This window comes from Wujia sp. (genome assembly GCF_056872695.1).
Genome location: NZ_DBMFCD010000007.1, coordinates 42,715 through 68,104, shown reverse-complemented (window position 1 = coordinate 68,104; position 25,390 = coordinate 42,715). Strand labels below are relative to the sequence as shown.

Annotated in this window: 25 protein-coding genes; 4 read left to right on the top strand and 21 right to left on the bottom strand. The window is 45.2% G+C overall.

Going from position 1 to position 25,390, the window contains the following annotated elements; translation table 11 throughout:
- Positions 1 to 135 precede the first annotated feature (135 nt).
- From ACZQK9_RS08160 to ACZQK9_RS08140, 5 genes are all read right to left on the bottom strand, one after another.
- Entirely contained in the window at positions 136 to 1,923 is a 1,788-nt protein-coding gene (locus ACZQK9_RS08160) for a sensor histidine kinase (protein ID WP_483270269.1), read from the bottom strand.
- A 91-nt stretch (positions 1,924 to 2,014) separates the two neighbouring features.
- Complete coding sequence (locus tag ACZQK9_RS08155; protein WP_483270268.1) at positions 2,015 to 2,692, bottom strand: response regulator transcription factor; 678 nt, start codon at positions 2,690 to 2,692, stop codon at positions 2,015 to 2,017.
- Between the two features lie 429 nt (positions 2,693 to 3,121).
- Positions 3,122 to 3,949, bottom strand: coding sequence for an amino acid ABC transporter ATP-binding protein (locus ACZQK9_RS08150; RefSeq protein ID WP_483270267.1), 828 nt, complete (start codon positions 3,947 to 3,949; stop codon positions 3,122 to 3,124).
- Positions 3,933 to 4,643 (bottom strand): amino acid ABC transporter permease, encoded by a 711-nt coding sequence (locus ACZQK9_RS08145; protein WP_483270266.1) that lies wholly within the window; start codon positions 4,641 to 4,643, stop codon positions 3,933 to 3,935. Before ACZQK9_RS08145 ends, ACZQK9_RS08150 begins: the two co-directional genes overlap by 17 nt.
- Before the next feature lie 23 nt (positions 4,644 to 4,666).
- Positions 4,667 to 5,527, bottom strand: coding sequence for a transporter substrate-binding domain-containing protein (locus ACZQK9_RS08140; RefSeq protein WP_483270265.1), 861 nt, complete (start codon positions 5,525 to 5,527; stop codon positions 4,667 to 4,669).
- A gap of 220 nt (positions 5,528 to 5,747) precedes the next feature.
- Between ACZQK9_RS08140 and ACZQK9_RS08135 the strand changes: the two genes are divergently transcribed.
- Positions 5,748 to 7,106 carry an MATE family efflux transporter gene (locus tag ACZQK9_RS08135; RefSeq protein WP_483270264.1) on the top strand — a complete coding sequence of 453 codons (1,359 nt, stop codon included), beginning with the start codon at positions 5,748 to 5,750 and terminating at the stop codon, positions 7,104 to 7,106.
- Between the two features lie 154 nt (positions 7,107 to 7,260).
- On the opposite strand, the gene ACZQK9_RS08130 is transcribed toward ACZQK9_RS08135, so the two are convergent.
- From ACZQK9_RS08130 to ACZQK9_RS08110, 5 genes are all read right to left on the bottom strand, one after another.
- Positions 7,261 to 7,803 (bottom strand): LemA family protein, encoded by a 543-nt coding sequence (locus ACZQK9_RS08130; RefSeq protein WP_483270263.1) that lies wholly within the window; start codon positions 7,801 to 7,803, stop codon positions 7,261 to 7,263.
- Positions 7,804 to 7,856: 53 nt separating this feature from the next.
- The gene (locus tag ACZQK9_RS08125; protein WP_483270321.1) at positions 7,857 to 8,735 is read right to left on the bottom strand and encodes a DUF3137 domain-containing protein; all 879 of its coding nucleotides are present in this window, start codon (positions 8,733 to 8,735) and stop codon (positions 7,857 to 7,859) included.
- A gap of 83 nt (positions 8,736 to 8,818) precedes the next feature.
- Complete coding sequence (locus tag ACZQK9_RS08120) at positions 8,819 to 9,376, bottom strand: prolyl-tRNA synthetase associated domain-containing protein (protein ID WP_177982443.1); 558 nt, start codon at positions 9,374 to 9,376, stop codon at positions 8,819 to 8,821.
- A 177-nt stretch (positions 9,377 to 9,553) separates the two neighbouring features.
- Positions 9,554 to 9,901 carry a hypothetical protein gene (locus tag ACZQK9_RS08115; protein ID WP_483270262.1) on the bottom strand — a complete coding sequence of 116 codons (348 nt, stop codon included), beginning with the start codon at positions 9,899 to 9,901 and terminating at the stop codon, positions 9,554 to 9,556.
- Between the two features lie 176 nt (positions 9,902 to 10,077).
- The gene (locus tag ACZQK9_RS08110) at positions 10,078 to 10,539 is read right to left on the bottom strand and encodes a hypothetical protein (protein ID WP_483270261.1); all 462 of its coding nucleotides are present in this window, start codon (positions 10,537 to 10,539) and stop codon (positions 10,078 to 10,080) included.
- Positions 10,540 to 10,658: 119 nt separating this feature from the next.
- Here ACZQK9_RS08110 and ACZQK9_RS08105 point away from each other — a divergent pair, with 119 nt between their 5' ends.
- The gene (locus ACZQK9_RS08105; RefSeq protein ID WP_483270260.1) at positions 10,659 to 11,807 is read left to right on the top strand and encodes a serine/threonine protein kinase; all 1,149 of its coding nucleotides are present in this window, start codon (positions 10,659 to 10,661) and stop codon (positions 11,805 to 11,807) included.
- 438 nt (positions 11,808 to 12,245) lie between these two features.
- Here ACZQK9_RS08105 and ACZQK9_RS08100 read toward each other — a convergent pair whose 3' ends face one another.
- Complete coding sequence (locus ACZQK9_RS08100; protein WP_483270259.1) at positions 12,246 to 12,632, bottom strand: C-GCAxxG-C-C family protein; 387 nt, start codon at positions 12,630 to 12,632, stop codon at positions 12,246 to 12,248.
- A 36-nt stretch (positions 12,633 to 12,668) separates the two neighbouring features.
- Positions 12,669 to 13,910: a class I SAM-dependent rRNA methyltransferase gene (locus ACZQK9_RS08095; RefSeq protein ID WP_483270258.1), complete on the bottom strand. Its 1,242-nt coding sequence runs from the start codon at positions 13,908 to 13,910 to the stop codon at positions 12,669 to 12,671.
- Positions 13,911 to 14,613: 703 nt separating this feature from the next.
- Between ACZQK9_RS08095 and ACZQK9_RS08090 the strand changes: the two genes are divergently transcribed.
- A complete protein-coding gene (locus ACZQK9_RS08090; RefSeq protein ID WP_178017973.1) occupies positions 14,614 to 15,312 on the top strand; it encodes an ABC transporter ATP-binding protein in 699 nt (232 codons plus the stop codon).
- Positions 15,313 to 15,322: 10 nt separating this feature from the next.
- A complete protein-coding gene (locus ACZQK9_RS08085) occupies positions 15,323 to 17,629 on the top strand; it encodes an ABC transporter permease (protein ID WP_483270257.1) in 2,307 nt (768 codons plus the stop codon).
- Positions 17,630 to 17,707: 78 nt separating this feature from the next.
- On the opposite strand, the gene atpC is transcribed toward ACZQK9_RS08085, so the two are convergent.
- The 9 genes from atpC to ACZQK9_RS08040 form a co-directional block, all read right to left on the bottom strand.
- Positions 17,708 to 18,121, bottom strand: coding sequence for an ATP synthase F1 subunit epsilon (atpC, locus tag ACZQK9_RS08080; RefSeq protein WP_021986279.1), 414 nt, complete (start codon positions 18,119 to 18,121; stop codon positions 17,708 to 17,710).
- Between the two features lie 21 nt (positions 18,122 to 18,142).
- Positions 18,143 to 19,534: a F0F1 ATP synthase subunit beta gene (atpD, locus tag ACZQK9_RS08075; RefSeq protein ID WP_021986280.1), complete on the bottom strand. Its 1,392-nt coding sequence runs from the start codon at positions 19,532 to 19,534 to the stop codon at positions 18,143 to 18,145.
- Positions 19,535 to 19,542: 8 nt separating this feature from the next.
- On the bottom strand, positions 19,543 to 20,493 hold the full coding sequence (gene atpG / locus ACZQK9_RS08070) for an ATP synthase F1 subunit gamma (protein WP_483270256.1): 951 nt from the start codon (positions 20,491 to 20,493) through the stop codon (positions 19,543 to 19,545).
- Entirely contained in the window at positions 20,494 to 22,542 is a 2,049-nt protein-coding gene (atpA, locus tag ACZQK9_RS08065; RefSeq protein WP_483270255.1) for a F0F1 ATP synthase subunit alpha, read from the bottom strand.
- Positions 22,539 to 23,024 carry a F0F1 ATP synthase subunit B gene (locus ACZQK9_RS08060; protein WP_177986496.1) on the bottom strand — a complete coding sequence of 162 codons (486 nt, stop codon included), beginning with the start codon at positions 23,022 to 23,024 and terminating at the stop codon, positions 22,539 to 22,541. The genes atpA and ACZQK9_RS08060 overlap by 4 nt, the downstream gene beginning before the upstream one ends.
- Before the next feature lie 24 nt (positions 23,025 to 23,048).
- Positions 23,049 to 23,273 carry an ATP synthase F0 subunit C gene (gene atpE / locus ACZQK9_RS08055; protein ID WP_021986284.1) on the bottom strand — a complete coding sequence of 75 codons (225 nt, stop codon included), beginning with the start codon at positions 23,271 to 23,273 and terminating at the stop codon, positions 23,049 to 23,051.
- Between the two features lie 20 nt (positions 23,274 to 23,293).
- Positions 23,294 to 23,983, bottom strand: a complete 690-nt coding sequence (locus ACZQK9_RS08050) for a F0F1 ATP synthase subunit A (RefSeq protein WP_021986285.1) — start codon at positions 23,981 to 23,983, stop codon at positions 23,294 to 23,296.
- A gap of 134 nt (positions 23,984 to 24,117) precedes the next feature.
- The gene (locus tag ACZQK9_RS08045) at positions 24,118 to 24,792 is read right to left on the bottom strand and encodes a FadR/GntR family transcriptional regulator (protein ID WP_483270254.1); all 675 of its coding nucleotides are present in this window, start codon (positions 24,790 to 24,792) and stop codon (positions 24,118 to 24,120) included.
- 11 nt (positions 24,793 to 24,803) lie between these two features.
- A complete protein-coding gene (locus tag ACZQK9_RS08040) occupies positions 24,804 to 25,376 on the bottom strand; it encodes a cytidylate kinase-like family protein (protein WP_483270253.1) in 573 nt (190 codons plus the stop codon).
- Positions 25,377 to 25,390 lie beyond the last annotated feature (14 nt).

The window sequence follows — 25,390 nt, the reverse complement described above, 5'->3', positions numbered from 1 at the left end:
TTTTATTCTTTTACTACGCCAAAAATCGGCGACAGTTAGCATTTGCTAACCACCGCCGATTATAGCACCATTTTTGATACATGAAAAGTTATTCATATGATAATGTTTATCAGGATTTAGAAAAATCCACTTCCTTTACAGCCTGACACTTACCTCAAATACCGCATCCTCCACGTTCAGCTCCAGCTTTCCTCCATGCAGCTTCACGATCTCATTTACAATGGATAGTCCCAGCCCATGTCCGCCTGTCCGTTTCCGGTCTTCTTCCTTGGCATATGGTTTTAGAAGCTTCTTCGCGTCCTCCGTCGTAAGGGAGCCCGTGTATGTATTTCGAATCCGGTATGTTCCGTTTCCGACTATGATCTGAATCTGTCCGTTTTCTTCTCCATGCAGGATGGCATTTTGCAGCAGATTGTCGATCATCTGCCGGAGCATCGCCTCATTTCCGCGCATCTGCCCCTCGCCTGTCACGGAAATATGCTGTCCCTGTGCCTCCGCAAGCTCCTTGTATTTTCCGATCAATGCATCCGTCTGTGCACGCATATCAACCTCTATCTTCCTGCCAACCCTGCCTGTCTGGCTAAGCTTTGAGAATCCAAGCGACTGCTCGATCATGCGATTCATATCCGCGATATTTTTCAGCATTTCCTCTGCGTAATATTCCCGTTTTTCCGTATGTACATTTTCTTTCAGATTCTCTGCCATGCCGGAAAGGATCATCAATGGACTTTTCAGGTCATGCGCCATCGCATTTGTCAGATTTTTCTGATAGTCTTCGAGTTCATACCGCGCCCGAAGCCGCACGTAGGTAAACCGAGCCCATAAGAAGCTGATGATCAGGATTGCAAGGGACAGGCAGGTCACAAACTTCTGTACAAAGCCACGATTTGCCTGTAAGAAATCATAGTTATACGTGAACACAACTGTATATTCCGGATTGCTATTATTCAGATTGCTCACTTCTATCACATTATATTGCGCATGTGTCTTTGCGAAGTATCCCCGCTCTGCTGTCACACCGGCACCTTTTAACTGTTTGTCATCCTTGTAATCATCATACACATCATATGCAAACTGCAGAAGTTCCGAAATCTCCGCCGACCGCATTCCAAGAACCGGGTACCAGCGTGTTCCTTCTCTCGTCCAGTAGTCATACGTTTCCTGTACTTTTTCCATTCCCTCTACATGCTCCGGTGTAAAATCATAGGTTTTCACCACTTTCCCTTGCTCTAAACAAGAAACGGTACTGAAATAAAACTGTCGTTTCTCTTCATCTACATAAAAATCTCCGAATTCCATTCGTTCTCCATTTTCAATGTTGCCATAGAGAAAATAGTCGTTATAATCCCGGAGAAACTCATCCGACAGCTCCTGCGCACATGTATAATAAGACTGGTATAGATTCACTGTATGATCGTTCTCGTCTCCTACCGGCTCATACCGGTCACAGTACAGATAAAACCGTGGATTGCTGTCGGTTAGGAGTTCTCCATTTTCATTATAGATCGCCGCTGCCGCTGCAGATACGCCATACGCGCCCATCAATCTGCTCGGAATCATACGGTACATATACGCGCCCATCTGATCGTCGAACTCTTTTCCGGGCTTCATTCCCATCGCAGTCAGTTCTTCATACCGCCTTTGGACGTAAGTCTGAATAATTTCCTGACTTTGATCCATCTCAAATTCCGCATTATCCTCCGTATCCTGCACCACGGTCCTAAAATACCATGCACCACCCATTCCAAGAATCAGAAACACAAGGATAAAACGCTCCAGCCACACCTGCCAGAACTTCTTTCGTTTCAGATACCAATAGTTCTTCCGGCTTTGCCGCGCATCTCTTCGCTGCCCACGCTTTTGCCTGCGGATTGCACGCCTTTTTCTATTTGCTTCAAAATCCGGTAATATCGTAAACTTCATATGCATCCCTCCATTTTCTTATCTTCGTTTGATTTTCCTGAACACACATCAGATAAAATACCAACTATAATTTTTCTGTTTTCACACATGGCTACGCATCCGATATTTTATAGCCCCTGCCTACCACCGTCTGAATCCGCTTTCCTTCCTCGCCAAGCGCACTCCGCAGCTTCTTGATCTGGTTATCCACCACACGGTCGACGCCGATGTAATCATATCCCCAGATGTGATTTAGCAGGGCATCCCTCGACCATACAACATTTTTATGTTCCAGCAGGAACCGCAGAATCTCATACTGCTTGTTCTGCAGTTTTATTTCCTCGTCTTTCACAAACACCTGACAGCGCTCTTTATCCAGACGGATTCCCCCGCAGGTAAGTACCATTTTCTGATTCTCTTTTTGAGTACGCCGGAGAATCGCCAGCATCTTCACATAGAGTGTCGCCAGCGAAAATGGTTTCACGATATAATCGTCGCAGCCAAGTCCGTAGCCCCAGAGAATATCCTCCTCGCTTCCCTTCGCGGTCAGGAATACGATTGGAACCATATCTTTTTTCCGTATCGTCCGGCAAAGTGTGAATCCATCGATATCCGGAAGCATCACATCAAGCAGGATCAGGTCAAATGTCCGGCGTTCGAGTGCGCCCTCGCAGGCTCTTCCGTCCTCGGCGAGTGTCAGCCGCATCGTGTCTTTTCCTTTCTCGTCCATGTAATCTGCGATGACTTCCCGGATGGATTTGTCGTCCTCCACCAACAGAATCTGGTACATACTGTTCTCCCCTTTACTTCGTGGTGAAACTGGTTAGCATTCTATATATAGATTCAGATTGATTCATACGATATACAATGTATTGAAGCTAAGAAGTTCTATATGTTCTGATCTACATTTTGTAATATACGCCACCGCCGCCAATTCGCCATCCATGGCTCAGTGGCGGCTTGTTTGAACATCGTGTTCAAACATGGCTGCTATAATTCACAGAACATCAAGAACTTCTAAACTTCAAACATATCGTATATCTTTATGAATCAATCTGGATCTATATAATACTACTTCTAACCAGTTTCGTTAATTTCGTTTTCTATATCATATATGACACATGTGTCTTTCATATATACTATAACAAAAAAATGCACAGGCATCTAATTTTTTGATGTCTGTGCATTGTATGCTTCTTTATTTACACTTCAATTTAACTTACGACAACACCTTCGACAGGAATTCTTTCAGTCTTGGATTCTTTGGATTGCCAAAGAACGCTTCCGGTGTGCCGGATTCCAAGATCTGACCATCGTCGATAAAGAGAACTTTGTTTGCAACTTCCTTTGCAAATCCCATCTCGTGGGTAACGATGATCATCGTCATGCCTTCCTTCGCGACTGCCTTCATCAAATCCAATACCTCGCCTACCATCTCCGGATCAAGCGCGGAGGTTGGCTCGTCGAACAGGATCACATCCGGATTCATTGCAAGTGCACGCACGATTGCCACACGCTGCTTCTGTCCGCCGGAAAGTGTAGACGGATATACGTCTGCCTTGTCTAACAGTCCGATTTTCTTCAGCAGATCTTCTGCTTTTTCTTTCGCTTCCGCTACAATCTTTGCCTTGGTCGTTGTGATTTCGATTTTCTCCTGCTTCTCCTTACGGAACAGGTTTGTAAGTGGAAGGAACCGGTTGTGGCGTTTCGCCTTCTTCAGATCCTGACACTGTACATAGACCGGTGCAAGCATGATGTTCTGAATGACTGTCTTGTTATTGTACAGATTAAAATGCTGGAACACCATTCCCATACGGCGGCGGTGGATATTGATATCAACCTTTGGATCTGCAATATCAACACCATTGAAGATGATCTGTCCGCCTGTTGGATCTTCCATACAGTTCAGGCAACGCAAAAATGTACTCTTACCGGAGCCGGAAGGACCGATGACAACCATAATGTCGCCCTTGTCCACAGTGACGTTGATGCCTTTCAAGACTTCATTGTCACCAAAATGTTTTTCAAGATCAATGACTTCTATCACTCTTTCTCAGGCTCCTTTCCATCATTTTAATTCCAAAGCTGATCAGCAGGACAAGCACGATGTAGATGATCGCCATAACCAGATATGGAATCATGAACTCGTAGCTGTTGCTTCCGATGAAGTTGAATGCCACATACAGATCTGAGGCACCGACAAAGCTGACTACGGAAGTTTCCTTGATCAACGATATAAATTCATTTCCAAGTGTTGGCAGGATATTCTTGACTGCCTGCGGAATGACGATCTTGCGCATAGTTGTCGCAAAGCTCAAGCCCATCGCACGTCCACCTTCCATCTGTCCCGGATCTACGGAGAGAATACCGCTTCGCATGATCTCGGAGATGTATGCACCACTGTTTAAGCCAAATACCATAATAGATACCTGTACGCCTGTCATATGTGCATCCATCAGAGGCAGCAATACATAATAAAATACCAACAACTGTACAACCATAGGAGTTCCACGGAACAATCCGACGTAAAACCGGCAGATGGCATCTAAGACACGCGGCAGACGCTTATACTTCGGAATCACACGCACCATCGCGATCAAAGTACCGATCACAACACCAATAATGAGACCGATGATGGCAATCACCAGCGTATTCTTCAAACCCTCTAATACTTTTACATACCCACGGTTATTAATGAATATTTCTATGAATTTGTCTATTTTAGTTCCTATATCTCCCATGAAATATCCTTTCGTTCCTTAAATTACTGCATCTTATTGATAGATGATGTAATGCTCTCAGCAGGAGCGGAATCGATGATTACGTAATTGATGTTTCCATTTAACAGATCCTGTACTGCAAGGGAACCATTCTTGTAACCCTTAGACTCCATCTTCAGTCCCGGGAATCCCCAATCAGCATCACCTTCACAGTAGAACTGACCGGTTGTACCGTTCTGGAAACCGATCTTTAAGTCAGAACCCTTTGCCTCAAGAATCTTGTTTACGTCATCGGCTGTCTTGCAGGCATCGAACTCTGTATCTGTAGACAATGTGATAAGCTTCTGTGATGCGCTGTAATATGGATCAGAGAATGCTACATACTCTTCACGGTCCGGCTTGATTGTAAGGCCTGCCATGGCAACGTCACACTTGTGCTGGCCAACAGAGAGACATACGGCATCGAAATCCATGTTCTGGATTACAAGCTCCTTGCCAAGCTTATCTGCAAGTGCCTTTGCAATCTCCATATCAATACCAACATAGTTCTCACCATCCATATACTCAAATGGCTCAAATGCAGCGTTTGTTGCTACTACCAACTGATCCTTGCTCTCGTCATAAGCTGCTGACTTCACAGGAACCGGAGTACCATCACCAAAATAACGGTTGCAGATCTCGTCAAATGTTCCATCAGACTTCATGTCTTTAACGAACTGATTTACTTCCTTTAATAAATCCGGCTGATCCTTATCTACACCGAATGCATACTGCTCATCGGTCAGATCTACCTCGATAACCTTGGCTGTCTTCTTTGCAGAATCGCTCTTTCCGCCACATCCTGTCAGTGCTGCCATGCACATAACTGCGGACAATGTAATTGCTACTAACTTCTTAAGTTTCATAATATTTTACTTCCTTTCTTCACATTTACGATTTAATATAGCATCCTGCGACAAAAAATGCAACGAAAGACGCGTTTTTTTTGCAATACAATACATTTTTATGTATAAAAAGCTTATTTTTTTATAATTTTATGCATAACTGGCATTGACCTTACAATTGTTGTAGGGTTTAATATAGGATGCGGGGTTGAAAAAGACTTCGCAGGAGGCATTATTTACTATGGAAAAAAATCTCACAACCGGAAGCGTATTCAAGACGATTTTATATTTTGCGCTTCCTTATCTTTTTTCTTATTTTTTACAGACATTATATGGTATGGCGGATCTGTTCATTATCGGACAGTTTAACGGAACCGAAAGTACGACCGCCGTTGCAAACGGCAGTCAGGTCATGCACATGCTGACCGTCATGATCGTCGGTCTGGCAATGGGATCCACTGTCATAATCGGGCGTGCCGTCGGTGCCAGGCATAAGGATGAAATTGCAAAAGCAGTCGGAAACTCCGTAACCTTATTCATGGGACTTTCCATCGTATTGACGATTGTTCTGTTGCTGCTTGTAAGACCGATCGTGTTACTGATTCAGACACCGGTCGAAGCAATCGAGGGTTCGATCCGGTACCTGACGATCTGCTTTATCGGAATTCCGTTTATTACAGCTTATAATATCATCGCTTCCATCTTCCGTGGTATGGGCGACTCGAAAAGTCCGATGTATTTTATCGCGATTGCCTGCGCGGCAAATATCGCGCTCGACTATGTATTTATGGGAGTTCTCCATATGGGTGCTGCCGGAGCCGCACTTGGCACGACACTCGCCCAGACGTTAAGTGTTATTATCTCATTGCTCATGACAAAGAAAAAGAAGCTTGACATCAAGCTTTGCAAACAGGATTTCATCCCAAGCCGTGCTGTGCTCAGCGAGATCTTAAAAATCGGTATCCCGGTTGCGATTCAGGATGGCTGTATCCAGATTGCATTTATCATTATCACCGTTATCGCAAACAGCCGTGGCTTAAATGATGCCGCTGCCGTCGGTATCGTCGAGAAGGTAATCAGTGCCCTCTTCATCGTGCCATCTTCGATGCTTGCAACCGTCTCTGCACTTGCCGCACAAAATATCGGTGCAGGCAGGCATGACCGTGCATCGAAGACGCTGAAATATGCCATTCTGATTACATTTACCTATGGGATAATCGTTGCAATCATCGGGGAACTGATTACCGCAGGTATCGTCGGCATCTTCACGAAGGACGCCGCGGTTGTCGTGCTTGGTTCACAATACCTGCGTGGCTATATCGTCGACTGTGCATTAGCCGGTATCCATTTCTGCTTCAGCGGATACTTCTGTGCATACGGCAAATCCTACATCGGATTCATCCACAATATGATTGCGATCATCTGTCTGCGTGTACCGGGTTCGTATCTGGCCTCGAAGTTCTTCGCAGATACCCTGTTCCCGATGGGACTTGCAGCCCCTGCCGGATCCATGCTTTCGGTTATTATCTGTGTATGCGCATTTATATGGATGAAAAAACACGGGCACCTTGGAGTCAGTCAGATACAAGATGCAGCCTAGTACATATACAGTCCCGCAGAGACAAGCTGCGTTTCGATTAACGATTGTCAAATGCACCGCATAATGCGTGCATTTGACAATCGTTGCCATAAAAAATCCGGAGCATTCATTTGCATGAACGCTCCGGATTTTTGTTTTAAGATTTTTATTTTAATTAGAAGCTCATCTTCACATCCTGACGCTTTGCTTCCTCTGCCTCGAAGAATGGTTTCTTTACCGCATGCATGTTGTTTGCTACGATGCTGCTCGGGAATACAACGAGCTTCGTATTATACGTGTTGACATTCGCATTGTACAATCTGCGGGCTGCCTGCAGGTGTTCTTCCACATCTGTGATTGCTTTCTGCAGTTCCATGAAGTTGTTGCTGGATTTTAACTCCGGATAATTCTCAGCGAGAATGTTGATATCCTTCGTAAGCTGTTCCATCTTCTGATTGGCCACATTTTTCTCAGCCATCGTCATGCCGCTTCGAAGCTTGACAAGCTCTGTCAGAACTGTCTTCTCATGTGCCTGATATCCCTTTACGACATCGAGCATCTTCGTAAGCACATCGTAACGCTTCGTGAGCGCCACATCGATTCCGGACTCTGCTTCCTCCACTTTGAGCTGTGACCGCTTGATTCCATTCGATGTTGATATGTACCAGATCACGATACAGCCCAAAAGTACAATAATCACTGTAATAATCGCTTCCATAATTGCTCTCCTCTCTTTTTCATAGAAATTATATTGTTTGACTATTAAAAATGTTACTGTGCTTCTCCAATCCGCAACCGGTGTATGATATCCATAATCACAGCACAATCATTTTTAATCTTGTTGATTTCATCCACATAGACGAATGGCTTCTTGATATTACCATCAAATGCATTTCCTGTTGTATTGATCGCCACATATAGCTTGTTACCCAGATACCGCATGGCTACATTTCCTGCACGCCGGTACAGATCTGTCACACATTCCATCGTCTGTGGAGTAAGCACATAAAACGCATCGACCGGATAGGTTGCCATCACCTTGAATTCGCGGTTGAACGCTTCGCTCTCCAGCTTCACATTCTCGTGATGAAATCCATTCAGATTTCCATAATACTGGAAATCCTTCGACCGGATACCGACGGAACGTATATCGGATTTCTGCAAATCAAACACGAATATCCGTCCTTTGAAATAGGTGGTCGTATGCCGGTTTTTTCCGCTGCCCGTCACATTCTTGATCGTGACATCCGCCTGATCAAAGGAGACGCCTTCATAGGATCCGTGGATCAGATCTTCGGAATCAAAACGATTTCCAAGCTTCAACAGTCCCATCTGCTCGACATTCTGTCTCGTAAATCCGCACTCCCAGTTCACCTGAACATCCGAGAATGTCTTGTTCAATATTGAAACAACAAATGCATTCTTGTAGATCATCTGATATTCCTTGTTGATCTTTGACATCCTGCCGGATGCATAAATGGTTCCAACGGGTACCGCAAACATCAATACCGCAACTACTGTGCCCGCCATCGCCCCCATTCCCGGTGCCCCTATATAGGCTATCACCAGCAATACAACTGGAGCTGCGAATAAATACATCGCCTGTCTGTACTTCTTATGCAAACCATCGAGCTGATTCACAATCTGCATCGTATCCACGCGTTCACCCCCTCTGTTAAGTTAAATTGAGTGTAACATGAATCTACAAAAATAGCTATATATTTTACAATTATTTAACTGATTTGACTTTCCTCGTCCTCCACCGTCACGAAAATCGGCTCGTGGTGCGTCGCCGGAAGCAACACATGTAACAGATCGTCCATCTTCAGGCGCAGACTGCTTGTATTGATACATGGATGACAGCCTACATATTCATCCTGCACCAGATCCTTATCCATCAGAAGCTGTACGTGATTTTCCGTATCATTTATCAGCCCAAGCACACTCACGGAGCCCGGCGTGATATCCAGGTATTCTTCCATATAAGCATCCTTCGCGAAGGAAAGTCTCGCCACGCCTAACTGCTTCGAGATATCCTTCGTCTTGAACTTCTTATGTCCCGGCAGCATCAGCAGATAAAAGTTCGTCTCCTGGCGATTGCACAGGAACAGGTTCTTGCAGATTGTCGCCTCCAACGCCTTGTCAATCTCCTCGCAAACCTCCATCGTCATCGCTGCTTCGTGGTCAATCCGCTCATACCATACATGGTTTGCATCCAAAAAATCATAGGTCCGTATTTCCTTTGCCAGCCTGCCTGTCTCATCGGCCGGTCTGCCTGTTTGTCGTGTCATGTTCGTATCTCTTTTCTATTATTTGTAGTAAAAAACTTGCTTTCAGTATAGACATTTATTCAAAAATCGTCAATCTGGATTCCAACATTTCCAATCATTTACGCTATAAAAAAGCACCCGCAAATGCGGATGCTTTGAAACACCATTTCTCCCATAACTGTTATATATAAATGATTTTTATTTGCTCTTTATCATCGCCACGACTGCAAGTATCGCATTGATCAGACACCAGCCTGACCAGATTGCAAGATCTGAGAAGCTTCCGAAACCGGTAAATCCTACCAGTGCTGCCAGACCGAACAGAACAATCAAAGCGATATTTCCGCCCTTTTTCTCAGCGTTTCTCGTCGCAACCGATACGATTCCGCCTGCAAGCATCAGGATTGCTACCAATACGCCTGCGGAGCCGGATGTCTCGCCATTTGCTTCGAGCGAATTGGCAACGCCCGCTGCACATGACTGAAATGTTACGATGACGAATAAAATCATGGATAAAATGCCGGACACTAATTTCCAAGTTTTCATGAACCTCTTCCTCCTTTTCTTGTGGTATTACCCCCGCGCATTGCCCGGTGGCAGTTTATCGAAAACATCCTAACGGTTCTCTTCGTTTATGACATTTTCTTCTTTTGTATCCCCACAAGTATTATCCCATAAATTATCCGGCTTCGTTGCCCCCGCAGCAGTGGCAAAATTATCCTTTAATCCTGCACCCCGCTTGTGCGAAGCGGCTGCAAGCCTTTTTGATTAAGCAGATCATTTACGTCCAGGATGCTTCCCGGCCGCTCATTGAACGCGATCATCAGGAGTGCATCTCTCGGGACCTTCGCATATAATTCCGGCATCTCGTATTTTTTAAGTGCGCGCTGCGTCTCCGCCAGACTGAATTTCGCCGCATAACAGATTCGCAGGATCACATCTCTCTGCCGCGTACGTTTCTCCCCGGACAACAGCTTATAGCCATACCGCTCCGGAATATCTGCCTGCAGGAATACATACTGCTGGGTGAGCTTCTTTTCCTGTAACAGATTCTTCACATAGATAGAAAATGCTTCCGAATTATCGCTTACACTTTCTTTATTCTCCGCGCAATATTTCTCAAAGTCCGAGAGATGTGTCTTCCCTAAGATTTCATTTAATTCCTTTGTATTTTTCTCCTTCATTTCATCCTCCAATCTGTTATAATAAAACCATCAAATTACCAAAACTGTATCAAACAACCCGGATAATTGATTGACGAAGTATAATCAGTACCCCTGCTCTATAGAAAGGATATACGCATATGGATCTCGATCAGCATCTCGCTATTTCGTATTATAAACCAATAGCCGTCATAAATGAACCGCATCATGTATACTTAGTTCAGCACCAGGAGACAAAAAAGATTGCCATCAAAAAGGTGCTTGATGTCTATAATTCCGCTGTCTATGCCGAGTTATACCGCAATCCGGTCGCAGGTACACCGCAGATCATAAACTATTACGAAGAAGCAGGACAACTTACTGTCATCGAAGAATATATCTCCGGAACATCCCTGCAGGATAAGATCCGCCATGCAGACATAGCTCCAAGCGATATGCTTCCATATATGCTTGACCTGTGTGCGATCCTCGAACAGCTGCATCTGCATAATCCGGCTATCATCCACCGGGATGTGAAACCATCAAATGTTATCATCACCAGTTATAACCGTGCTGTGCTGCTCGACTTCAACGCTGCCAAATACCATACAGCGGCGAAAGATTCTGATACAATCCTCCTTGGCACACAGGGCTATGCCGCCCCGGAACAATACGGATTTGGACAATCTTCCCCGCAGACAGATATTTATTCTATGGGGATTCTTCTGAAAGAAATGGCGGAAGCATCGCATTGTCAGAATCCGTATATCGATGCAATTATTACCAAATGCACGCAGATGAATCCGGCGGAACGGTATCAAAGCATCAGGGAACTGCGTCAGGCGTTATTGGCAAATAGGGGAATCTTTCCTTATACACACGCCGGTCAAGCCTCCACCGGAGATTTATCCGGTTCATCTTCCAAGCATTCAAATGCTCAAACACAGAACGATTCCGCTACTTCCGCAAAACATATGCAGTTTGCCCCTCCCGGTTTCCGTTCCAAAGTTCCTTGGAAAATGGCAGTTGCTTTGCTTTCATATATATTTCTGGCATGGTTTTGCTTATCCCTGAAAGTCAGGGATACCTTCGGTGCAGCCCTGTGGGTGGAGCGTGTATTTGTGCTCATTATGATGCTTTTTATCGTGGCTTCCATCTTCGACTATCTCCATGTACGACAGCTCATGCCTCTGTGCCAACACGAGAAAAAAACGTTGCGCATATTCGGTGTGGTTGTGTTAGACATCCTCGTTGTGTTCGGATTGATCGTCGTCATGGCAATCGTGCAATCATTCTGTCCGAATTCATAATATAGAATAACATGTTTTGAACATAAAAAATGCCACCATTATGGTGGTATTTTCATTATTGCGTTTTGTTATTTATTTTTCTTTTTTGTCATACATATATCTAAAAAATGAAGTTCACGCAGGAATTTCGATAGTTCACGCAATATTCCCCCATTCCCGCAACAAATATTGTATACTGCTAGCAGATTTCAACGGCACCAAAAATCACACATCCCACGAAATCAAAAAAACCGAAACTGCCGCTTATTCTCCCCTCTTCTCCAAGGTCAAATGCGGGTTCCCGCTCCGCCTGTTCCCCAGGCTTCGCTGCGTGCAGTTTCGGAATTAACAACATCTATTTTATATTTTTTATCTATGTTACATTTCTGAATTTTCATAATACATTGCCGCCGACTCCAAACAGGGGCCGGCGGCAATTCTTTTTACCACATGGAAAATTTACACCATTTCATCTATGAGCGTGATTGCTTCCTGAATCATCTTGTCACAATGTTCCTTCTTGCTGCCACCCTTCGCCGCATTTGCACGAAGCAGATCCACACAGTTCACCATACCATCATGATTCTCGGCAATCTTCCTCCGGAACTCATTTACTTTCGCCGGATTCTCAACACCTTTTGCACCAAGCACCATCAACCCACCTGTGATTGCGCCACAGACACCGCCGCATTTCATACCACCGCCAAAATTACAGCCAAGTCCTGCCGCCGTTTCCTCCGAAATCCCCATATCCTCTGCGTAACAACGCATAATCGTCTGTGAACAGTTGCTTACCATCGGAGTTTCATTTCGAAGCTCCATTGCTTTCTCTATATGTTTATTCATCGCAAACCTCCATATTTTAACACACTTGCATGTCTCCTATCTCTCATCAACAACCTGAAAAATGTAAAATTTTAAGTAATAACTCTCATCCGCCGCCCACAAAATCGGATGATCCGGTGCCTGCTGCCGGAATTCCACCTGACGAAGACGCTTGTGCACGCTGTTTGCAGCCTGACCGATTACCTTCGTGAACAATTCCTGTGTCATGAAATGGGAGCAGGAGCAGGTTGCAAAATACCCGCCGTTTTTCACAAGCTGCAAGCCTTTTCGGTTGATCTCACGGTAGCCTTTGATTGCATTCTTAGTTGCTTCGCGTGACTTGGTAAACGCCGGTGGATCTAAGATTACGACATCAAACTGCTCACCTGCTTCAGCAAGCTTTGGAAGCTCGTCCAATACATTTGCCTCTTTAAAATGTACAGTCTTCTCCAAATGATTGAGCTTCGCATTTTCTCTCGCCTGCTCCACAGCAAACTCTGAAATATCAAGTCCTAACACATCACTCGCTCCGGCATAACCGCAATTTAATGCAAAGGTTCCCATATGTGTAAAGCAGTCAAGCACACGCAACGGTGTCTCCTGCTCTCCTCTGGTCAGACCTTTAATCAGTCTCTGCATCGCAAGCCGGTTGTATTTCTGGTCAAGGAAGAATCCTGTCTTCTGTCCATTTGCCACATCGACCTTATAATGCACGCCGTTCTCCACGATCTCAACAACCGGATCAAACTCCGCACCGATACATCCTTTATATGGAGCAAGTCCTTCCTTCTTACGCACCTTCGCGTCACTGCGCTCATATACGCCGCGGATCTTGACACCATCCTGCGCCATAATCTCTTTCAGCAAATCCACGATCTGTTCCTTATATAAATCAATACCAAGTGCGAGGGATTCCACCACAAGCACATCCGAGAACCGATCAACCACAAGCCCCGGCAGGAAATCCGCTTCCCCGAAGATTACACGACAGCAGGCAAGATCATCGCCCTGCATCACAGCTTTTCTGTATTCCCATGCATTCTTCACCCGCATACGGAGAAACGCCTCATTGATATCCTGTTCCGCATCTCTGGTCAGCATCCGCACAGTGATTTTTGATTTCCGGTTGATAAATCCTCGTCCCATCGGATATCCATCAAAATCACGTACGATCACGATATCGCCATCTTCCACACTTCCCATCACACGCTCTATCTCGTTGTCGAAGATCCAGAGTCCACCTGCCTTGATGGTTCGGCCTTCTCCTTTTCGTAAATTCACGACTGCTTTCGGTTCCACTTGTATTTCCTCCTGATATGAGCCATTTTCTTTTTCTTTTCTATGGTATCACAGAGTGATTTGTTTCTCAATCCATACTTTCTTTTTCTCTCACTCTTCCCATTGGAGTAATTTCCCGTTTCCGAGCTTTTCTCCCCAACCTGCTTGCTTCCCTGACTCTTCCTATTGGAGTAATTTCCTGATTCTGGACTTTTTTACCCAACTAGCCCCACAAATGAGAAAATTTCCCAACATCTCAAAAATTTGCGCAAATAGTTTGTTTTAACTAACTTTTTGCGTTATAATAACCACGGCAATTAACCAAATACATAAAACATCCATCAAATCAAGCGAAAATACGCTTGACAAACCTGTATTACACGTTTATTTTATATATGAACATATATTCATATGTTTGTGTGTGATCAAAAAAGGTTAATGTATTTTGGAGTTTTAATAGTCAGGAAACTACATAATAATTGAGAATCGTGCTTTATTTTATTTACACTGCATATAAACACGAATTCTTAAGCAGACCGTTGAAATACATCGGTACTTAATAAGCTGTGACAGCAATCTAGTGCTGTTGCAGTGAATTTAGTACCGCTATGTATTGAACCGAGCGAAAGCGCGTCTGCGTAGAATCGTGCTTTATATGTAGTACATACATAAAATACGGATTCTCAATTATTATGGATATTTCCGATTTAAAAGGAGGAAAATCATGTTCTTACAAATCAACAATCTTGAAAAGTTCTACGGTGAAAAAGACAACCGTGTCCAAGTCTTAAAAGGACTTTCTACCGGTATCGAGAAAGGCGAGATCTGCGTCCTGCTCGGGCCATCCGGTTCCGGTAAGTCTACCCTGTTGAACATCATCGGCGGCATCGAAAGCTATGATAAGGGAGAGATCATCATCAACGGTTCTGCCATGTCTGCCATGAACGAAAAGCAGATGACTCTCTACCGACGTGAACACTTAGGTTACGTATTCCAGTTCTATAACCTGATTCCGAACCTGACAGTCAAGGAGAATATCGAGGTCGGTGCTTACCTCGGAAGCAACCCACTTGATGTCGACGACCTGCTTCATACACTTGGTCTGTGGGAGCATAAGGATAAGATTCCAAGCCAGCTTTCCGGCGGTCAGCAGCAGCGAACCTCCATTGGTCGTGCCATCGTCAAGAATCCGGATCTTTTGCTCTGCGATGAGCCAACCGGTGCCCTTGATTACAATACCTCCAAGGATATTCTGAAATTGATTGAAGATGTCAACCGGAAATATGGAAATACCATCATCATCGTTACACACAACGATGCCATCAAACTCATGGCAGACCGTGTGATCAAGCTCCGCGACGGAATGATCCGGAAAGAATATACAAACGAAGCAAAGACACCGGCGATGGAATTAGATTGGTAGGTGAATGCATATGGCTGATAAAACAATCAAAAATCCACTGCGCAAACGTATCCTTCGGGATATCAGGAAAGAAAAAGGAAAATACATATCCATCTTTTTGTTTCTGACATTTATGATTGCAATCGTCAGTGGTATGCTGGTTACTTCCCTGAGCATGATGCACACCTATGACGATGGTATCGAGACATATAAATTGGAGGATGGACATTTCTCTACAAACAGTGAAATCTCTGTCGCTGATCTGCAGAAAATCGCAGACCAGGCAGATTCAGGCACAGCAAAAGCAACCATCTACAAACAGTACTTCTATAATTTTGATTACACCTTTGATGGTAACAGCGATTATTCCATCCGTCTCTACGAAAACCGTGAGGCGTTGAATACATATTCGGTCTTTGAAGGGCATGCACCGGAGAAGAACGGAGAACTTGCCATCGACCGTCTCTTTGCAGAAAACAACAATCTCAAAATCGGTGACACCCTCACCTTTGATGGAAAGGATTTAACAATCTGTGGAACAGTCGCTGTCCCGGATTATAGCTGTCTGTTCGAAAAAAACTCTGATTCGATGTTCAGCGCAACAACATTTACCATGGGGTTTGTCACTGCAGATTATTTCAAGGAATTCTCCGAAAGCAAGCTTACCTACAGCTTTGCTTATCGTTTCTCGGACAGAAGTCTTGATGACCGGGCTTCTTATGACGCAAGCACAGACCTGATGAACACATTGTCCGAACAGCTCGCTCCACAGGGAAATTATCTGACCGATTTTTTGATGCGGCAGAACAATAAAGCGATCACATTTACAAGGGAAGATATGGATGGCGATACAAACAGCACGGTCATGATGCTCTATATCATGATAGCACTGCTTGCATTCATCTTCGCACTTATGACTTTCAGCGCGATTGAAGCAGAAGCCGGTGCAATCGGAACCCTGCGTGCTTCCGGATATACAAAAGGCGAAATTATCCGGCATTACATGGCTGCCCCAACGTACGTGTTCCTTGCGGCCGCAGTGATCGGAAATATCGGTGGCTATACTTGTTTCCGCAAATTCTTGGAGGACATGTATTACCATTCCTACTCTCTGCCTGTATTCAAGGTTGTCTGGAATGCAAACGCCTTTCTGCTTACGACTGTGATTCCGATTGTGATTCTGTTAGTGATCAACTACCTTGCGCTTCGATCAATGCTTGGATTGTCACCGCTTAACTTCCTGCGGCACGACCTGTCAAAACGTAAGAAAAAGCATGTGACAAAGCTTCCGGACTTCAAGTTTCTGACAAGATTCCGGATTCGTACAATCCTGCAGAACCGCTCCAACTATATCACGATGGCGATTGGTATCCTGATGGCAAATATCCTGTTTATCTTCTCTGCCAGCATGCTTCCAATCTTAAATGACCAGACAGACAATGTACTGAACCACCTGATTGCAAACTATCAATATACACTCAAAGCACCGGTAGAGCTTGACGATTCATCTGCTGAAAAATACTGTCTGTCTACGCTTGCGGACGATGACGGAAAAGAAGTGCTTGTATATGGAATCGCAGACAATTCAAAGTATCTGACACAGGTTTCTATGCCTGTGGAAAAAGGTGATATAATCATCTCAAAATCGTTCATGAAACTGAACGATTATAAAGTGGGCGATACGATTAAAATAGCGGAAAAATATGGTGATAAAGAATATTCTTTCCGGATTGCCGGCAGCTTTAATTATCCGGCGGCCTTCTCCGTATTTATGAGCATTGATAATTACAATGACACATTCGGGAAGGATGCGGATTATTTCACAGGATATTTCTCTGACAAAGCACTGGATGATTTAGATGACAGTTTCATCTACAGTACGATGGGGCCTTCAGACTATTCGAAGTTAAGTGACCAGATGAATGATTCGATGGGACGTATGATGCCTTTGATGAAATATCTTTCCCTTATTATCTTCGTCATCGTTATCTACCTGCTCTCCAAGATTGTGTTGGAGAAAAATGCGGAATCGATTTCCCTGACGAAGATTCTCGGTTACAACAACAGAGAAATCGGGAAAATCTACATTATTTCGACTGCAATAGCTGTGCTCGTCAGTGTAGCAATCAGTCTGCCACTTTCAACAGTCATCCTGAAGACAATGATTGTCTATCTCTTCCGGACTTTTGATATCTGGCTGGAAAATGTTCATATCGGAACATCTATCTATGTTCAGGTTGTGATCTGGGATATTGTATGTTACGGATTATTAAGTTTCCTGCAATATAAGAAAATCCGGAAGATTCCTATGGAAGAGGCACTGAAGAACCGGGAGTAATGCCACTTCACCAAAAATATACAGACAAAAACACCCAACTGTTTCTGTGAACAGTTGGGTGTTTTTTCATCCTTTTATTTACTTCACTTCGTACCGGTCGTGTCCCTGTAGTCTCGCCATTGCTCTCGCAAGCGAAGCACGGGATACATGATATTCCATGATACTCTGTTTCTGCTGCATCTGCTCGATGGCACGTTCCTTCGCAGCCTGTGCACGGAACTCATCGATTTCCTCCGGTTTTTCTGCCGAATAGACAAGTACAACAACCTCGTTATTCTTTACCTTCAGAAGTCCGTCGGAACAGATTGCCACGTGCTCTTCTCCATCCGGTGTCCGGAAATGCAGCTCACCGACTTCGATATTCGTCGTCATCTTCTCGTGATGTGCCAGAATCGCCATCTGTCCATCATAGCCGGGGAATTTCAATATCTCACATGGTCCATCATAAAACACCCGGTCACAGGCTATGATTTTGAGTGAAAATGTATTCATACGCCGTCCCCTTTCTATCCTTTACAGGGTTTCTGCTTTCTTCTTTACATCCTCAATCGTACCGACATTGAAGAAGGCTGCCTCCGGATACGCATCCATCTCACCATCTAAGATTGCCTTGAATCCACGGATTGTCTCCTTGACCGGTACAAATACACCTTTGACGTTCGTAAAATTCTCAGCTACATGGAATGGCTGTGACAGGAAACGCTGTACCTTTCTCGCACGGTAAACAGTCTGCTTATCCTCGTCGGAAAGCTCCTCCATACCAAGAATTGCGATGATATCCTGCAGTTCCTTATACTTCTGCAAAGTCTCCTGCACCTCACGTGCAACACGGTAATGTTCTTCTCCGACGACATCTGCCTCCAGAATACGGGAGGTTGATTCCAGTGGATCAACAGCCGGATAGATACCCTGCTCTACGATCTTACGTGACAATACAGTCGTTGCATCCAAATGAGAGAATGTTGTAGCAGGTGCCGGGTCTGTCAGGTCATCGGCTGGTACGTATACCGCCTGTACCGATGTTACAGAACCATCCTTTGTGGAAGCGATACGCTCCTGCAGTTCACCCAGATCATTTGCCAGAGTTGGCTGGTATCCAACGGCAGAAGGCATACGTCCAAGCAATGCGGACACCTCTGAACCTGCCTGTACAAAACGGAAGATGTTATCAATAAATAACAACACATCCTGCTTTTTTACATCACGGAAATATTCCGCCATCGTAAGTCCCGTCTCTGCCACACGCATACGGGCACCCGGTGACTCATTCATCTGTCCAAACACCAGCGCTGTCTTATCAAGAACGCCGGATTCCTTCATCTCATTCCACAGGTCGTTACCTTCACGGGAACGCTCTCCAACTCCGGTGAAGATGGAATAACCACCACTCTCCGTTGCGATATTATGGATCAGCTCCTGAATCAGGACGGTCTTACCAACACCGGCACCACCGAACAGACCGATCTTACCACCCTTTGCATATGGGGCAAGCAGATCAATAACCTTGATACCGGTTTCCAGCATCTCAACAACCGGGCTCTGGTCTTCAAATGTTGGCGGCTCACGGTGGATACACCAATGCTCACCATTCTCCAGACTTTCCTTTCCATCCAATGTCTCACCAAGTACATTGAACAGCCGTCCTAATGTCTGCTCTCCGACCGGAACCTGAATACCGGATCCGGTTGCTGTCACTTCCATATCTCTGCACAAGCCCTCACTCGCAGCAAGCATAATACAGCGCACAACATTGTCACCGATATGCTGGGATACTTCCATGACGCATTTCTTTCCATTGTTCATCACATACAAGGCATCCTTAATCCGAGGAAGGTTCCCATCTGCAAACTCGACATCGACAACCGGTCCGGATACCTGTACGATCTTACCTTTATTTTCCATCATGCGATCGTTCACCTCGCTTGTTTCTTCTTTTTCTTCTTGAGTGCCTTGGCTCCACCGATCACCTCGGTGATTTCCTGTGTGATTGCTGCCTGGCGCACACGGTTAAACTCGATTGAAAGTTCATGCAGCATTGCCTGTGCATTGTCCGTTGCCGCCTGCATCGCCATCATTCTGGCATTTTCCTCACTTGCCGAGCCCTCAACAAGAACACCATACATAAAACCTGTTACATAGTTATACACCAATTTCTCCAAAACCTTCTTCGGAGATGGATAGATCAAAAACCAGTCATCGGATTGCTCCGCAGCCTCACGGTCACTGTTTCCTAATCCCTTCTGGGAATCTTCAAGCAATTCCTTCTTGATAAACTCATGCGTCTTGAGTGGCAGGATCTCCTGCACTTCAACCTCTTCCTTCATGCTATTTACCATCTTCGTATAGACAACATATACCTCGTCAAATTCTTCCTCTTTATATAACTCCACGATGCGCTCTGTAATCATACGCGCGCGATGGATAGAAGGGTTGTTCGCCGAATAGCAGAATCCCTCTTCGAGCGTATACCCCTGCGAAGAAAAGAAATGTCGTCCCAGCTCACCGACTACAAACAAGCGGTAAGAATCCGCCTCATCGACCATCTTCTGTGCCTCTTTTAACACATTATGGTTGTATGCACCTGCCATACCCTTATCACCTGTTATGACGATGAATGCACGTCGTTTTGATGTCTCCTGCAGATCCTTGCCTCGGTTATCGAAGAACAGATGCTGCATATCCGGGAAATGTAACAGAATATCTGCAATCTGCTCCTGCAATCCATAGAAGTAAGGTTCTGTACTCTCCAGCTTCTGTCTTGCTTTCCGAAGCTTCATGGAAGACATCATATACATCGCCTTCGTGATTTTCATCGTGTCCTGGATACTTTTGATACGTGTGGAAATTTCTCTTGCATTCGCCATTTAATTCCCTCCGTTTTCGTCTTCCAGACTCCTCTGCTTATATTCATTCGCCGCCTGTATAATGGCATCCTTCACATCGTCTGCCAGATCCTTCGATGAATCCAGACGTCCGATAATATCTGCATGATTCTTTGCAAAATCATCCAGCAGTCCAAGACGGAATGCCTTGATCTTCTCAACCGGAAGATCACTGAATACATGTGCATTGGCAGCAACCAATGTGATAACCTGCTCTGCCATTGTAAAAGGACGGCCAAGTGGCTGCTTCAAAAGCTCCATCAACGCACGTCCATGTGCCAGCTGTTTCTTCGTGTTCTCATCCAGATCGGAAGAAAACTGTGTGAACACTTCCATCTCACGATACTGTGCCAGATCGATACGGATACTTCCGGCTGCCTTCTTCATCGCCTTTGTCTGCGCCGCACCACCGACACGGGATACGGAAAGTCCGACATTGACGGCCGGACGCTGACCTGCGAAGAACAACTCACTTTCCAAATAGATCTGTCCATCTGTGATAGAAATAACATTTGTCGGGATGTATGCAGACACATCGCCTGCCTGTGTCTCAATGATTGGAAGTGCGGTAATACTTCCGCCGCCAGCCTCGGCTGTCACACGGGAAGAACGCTCCAGCAATCTTGAATGCAGATAGAATACATCACCCGGATATGCCTCACGTCCCGGTGAACGCTCCAGCAAAAGTGAGATTGCACGGTAGGCAACCGCATGCTTGGACAGATCATCATAGACGATCAGAACATCCTTGCCCTGATACATAAAATACTCTGCAAGTGCTGTACCTGCATATGGTGCAATATACTGCAACGGTGCCGGATCGGATGCCGTTGCTGCAACGACGATCGTATAATCCAACGCATCATTTTTCTTCAATGTATTCACTAACTTTGCAATTGTCGATGCCTTCTGTCCGATTGCCACATAGACACAGACAACATCCTTGCCCTTCTGGTTTAAGATCGTATCCATCGCGATGGATGTCTTACCGGTCTGTCTGTCACCGATGATCAGCTCACGCTGTCCACGACCGATTGGGAACATCGAATCGATTGACAGAATACCGGTCTCCATTGGAACCGATACGGATTTACGATCTACAATACTTGGTGCCGGGTTCTCGATCGGACGGTAACCATCCTGCGCGATGTCGCCCTGTCCGTCGATTGGTGCACCAAGTGCATCGACGATTCTTCCAAGGAATGCATCTCCGACCGGGATACCGGCCATCTTACCGGTACGAACGACACGGCTGCCTTCCTTGATCTCTGTATCACGGCCAAACAGAATAACACCGATCTCATCCCGTCTTACGTCCTGTACCATGCCCTTGACACCACAGTCAAAGAGAACGATCTCACCGTAAAATGCATGGTCGATACCATCGACATTCGCGATACCATCACCAACCCAGTTTACAACACCGATTTCCTTATCCTTTGCTGCCAGCTCAAAATCTGCGATATCGGCACGCAGGATGGAAATGATGCTCTCCTCACTGACGGTTGCCAGCTTCTTGCCTGCTAATGACTGGTTGATATGCTTCTGCAACTGGTCGATACGTCCCTGCTCGCTCCAGTCGTACTCTTTGTTTCCAACACGGATGATGAATCCACTCTTGATGGATGCATCTTCCCTGCCAACGATCTTGATGTCCGGATTGTTGCATTCCTTCGCAAGGAACAACCGGATCCGTTCCATCTGCTCCGGTGTCGGTGGTGTCACATATGTGAGTTCTGCCTGTGCCTCCACCTTCTCCGGTGTCTTCGTCAGCTCCATATATGCCTGCTCGATCTCATCTAACAATCCGAAATCGCCATTGTCACACAACACCTTTAAGAAATTCCGGATTTCCTTCGGGAACACCCGGTCAATTACCAGATGCTTCTTCTCTAACGACACGGTTGGATCGTCAAACTCCACACCGATCTGTGGAACTGCTTCTAAAATATCCTTTACGCTCTGCAGATTTGACTTCGCGTTTTCAACGAGCTTCAAATCCGCTGCATAGTCCTTCGCTGCTCGAATCACGTTTCATCACCTGCTTTATCTAAAAATTTGTCGTACAGCGCGTTATCCACGTCTGCACCTTTTTTCTCTCCAACAATCTTGACCGTTGCATCGACAACCATATCGGCAATATCTTTTTCTGCTTTCTTCAGTATCTGTGCCTTCTGGTTCTCTGCATCTGTGATTGCATCTTCCTTTACCTGCTTTGCGGTCTTTTCAGCATCTGATACAATCCGCTTATATTCTGCATCTGCGGTCTGTCTTGCCTCCTGAAGCACCTGCTTCTTGGTTTCCTCCGCATTTGCAAGACTTGCCTCATACTGCTTTCTTGCTTCCTCTGCCGCCTGCTTGCTCTCGTCCGCTTCCTTGAACTGTCTGTCCGCTTCCTCCTGACGCGCAGCAATGATCTTCTGTACCGGCTTAAACAGGAAAATCCGCATCAACACGAACAAAAGCAGCAGATTGATTATGGTAAGTAATAAATTCCAATCTACTCGGAGCATGTTACCACCCTGCCTTTCCTGTGATTACTTCAACATTACTATGATCATAAGTGCGATAACGAAACCGTAAATAGCGGTTGCCTCTGCAAGTGCACAACCAAGAATCAATGTCTTGTTGATCTTACCTTCTGCCTCCGGCTGTCTTGCGATTGCCTCTGCTGCCTTACCGGTTGCAATACCGATACCAATACCTGCGCCAAGCGCTCCTAAAACTGCAATACCTGCACCAATTGCGATTATTGTACCCATACTAATTATCTCCTTTTCGTTTATTGTTCAATCTCTTCACTGATATACAGTGATGTCAAAAATACAAATACATATGCCTGCAACAATCCATCAAACAGATCAAAATACAAAGAAAAGACTGCCGGCAGAACAACCGGAACAACCATCTTGATCAGTTCCATAATTACAAATGCACCAAGCACGTTACCAAAAAGTCGCATGCACAGTGACAATGGACGTGTAAATACCTCTAAGATATTGATCGGCGTAACGATTGCAATCGGTTCTACGAACTTATGCAGCCACTTCTTCACACCCAGATGGTAAATACCTGCCGCCTCAACTAAGACGATGCTCATAACCGCAAGTGCGATCGTGACATTTAAATCTTTGGTTGGGGACTTGAATCCAAACAATCCAATGATGTTTGATACACCAATATACAACAATACAGTTGTCAGATATGGGACATACGCTTTTCCTTCCGGTCCGATCATATCCTCCACCATACCGGTCAGCTTTGTAACAATCGTCTCTGCGATTGCCTGACGTTTGCTGATGTGATCAATCTTCATGTTTCTTGTCAGGATGATTGCCACAAGAACTAGCACTGCCATGATAATCCATGTTACGACCACAGATTCCGATACGTCGATACCACCGAAGATTGGAATCGTGAAGACGGTCTCACAGTTCAGTTCTTCCATCAGGTCTTTTGCAAGATCTTCCAAAAAAACCATCTCCTTTTCTCGTTTTATCCTTTCTACCCAAGGAAAAGTGTATACCTTTTTTTGTCGAAAGTAAAACGTATTTTTCTATAAAAAAACAACCCAAACAGATTGTTATTTTAGCATTTTTAACATAATTAAACCATCTGTTCTATCAAATCATAATGCCTGTCAATCGCCAAAAGCATGGCTGGCTCATTTTTCTGTACGAGATTTTGGTAAATGTCCGCATGGCATTGCAGCAGCTTCGCCCGCACCGGTTCATCGGCAAGCTCGATCACGTAGTTGATCCAATCCCGGTATGCTTCGGTCACGGCCTCCATCAAAACCGCCCACAGGTGATTTCCGGTTGCCTGAATCAGGGTGTCATGAAACTCCTTGTCCACATCGGTCAGATCTTTGCCATCGAACAATTTCATCTCTTCCAGCTTTGTCTCTAAGATTGACGCATATTCATAGGACAGTCCTTTCGCAATCAGATTCGAGCAGACTGCCTTCTCCATCACCCGCCGGAATTCAAATATTTCCTCTTTCGTAATCGTTCCGAGTGCCAGCATCACAGTAAGCGACTGGCGGATAGACTCGCCGACATGCTTTGACACATAATTGCCGGAGCCCTGTACCCGTTCGATCAGTCCCATGCCATGTAGGATACTGATTGCTTCCCGGATGGAATTTCTGCCGATGCCAAGCTCCTCGGCAATCCTTCGTTCCGGCGGAAGCTTGCTGCCTAGCTGCAGGGAACCTTCCTTGATCCGGTCTATGATATAGGCGATTGCTTTTTCATATTCCTGTGTTGTCTGTTTCTCCATTTTCTCATCACCTACTCTAACCCAGTCTGTCTGATATATTGCTCAATCATTGCGATCGTACCTGCCGTACCAAGCTTCGAGACATTCAGGCACAGGTCATAATTTTCTGCCATGCCCCATGTCTCCCCGGTATAATATTTGTGGTATGCCGCCCGGCGTTCATCGGTTGCCTGTACAAGTTTCTTCGCCTGGCGCTCCGGGATTCCATGCTTCTTCGCAATCGACTCGATCCGCATCGCATCATCCCCGGTCAGGAAGATTGCAAGCTTATCCTTCCGGTCCTTAAATACATAATCACCACATCGACCTAAAATAATACAGTTTTTTCCTTCCAGAATTCCGGTCAATGCTTTCTTCGGTGTCTCATAAAACACGCTTTCGCTCTCTGCCTGGGATATCGTGTACATCAGTGTATCCATCGGGGTTTCCCCATAGAAATCCGGATACCGGTCATACATCCCATACCCTTTTGCAAGCTCTGAGATGACCGACCGATCATAAAATGGAATATGATAGATCTGTTCCAACGCATGACCGATTTCGTCGCCACAGCAGCCACATTTTCTACCAATTGTAATAATCATAACGAACACCTCCT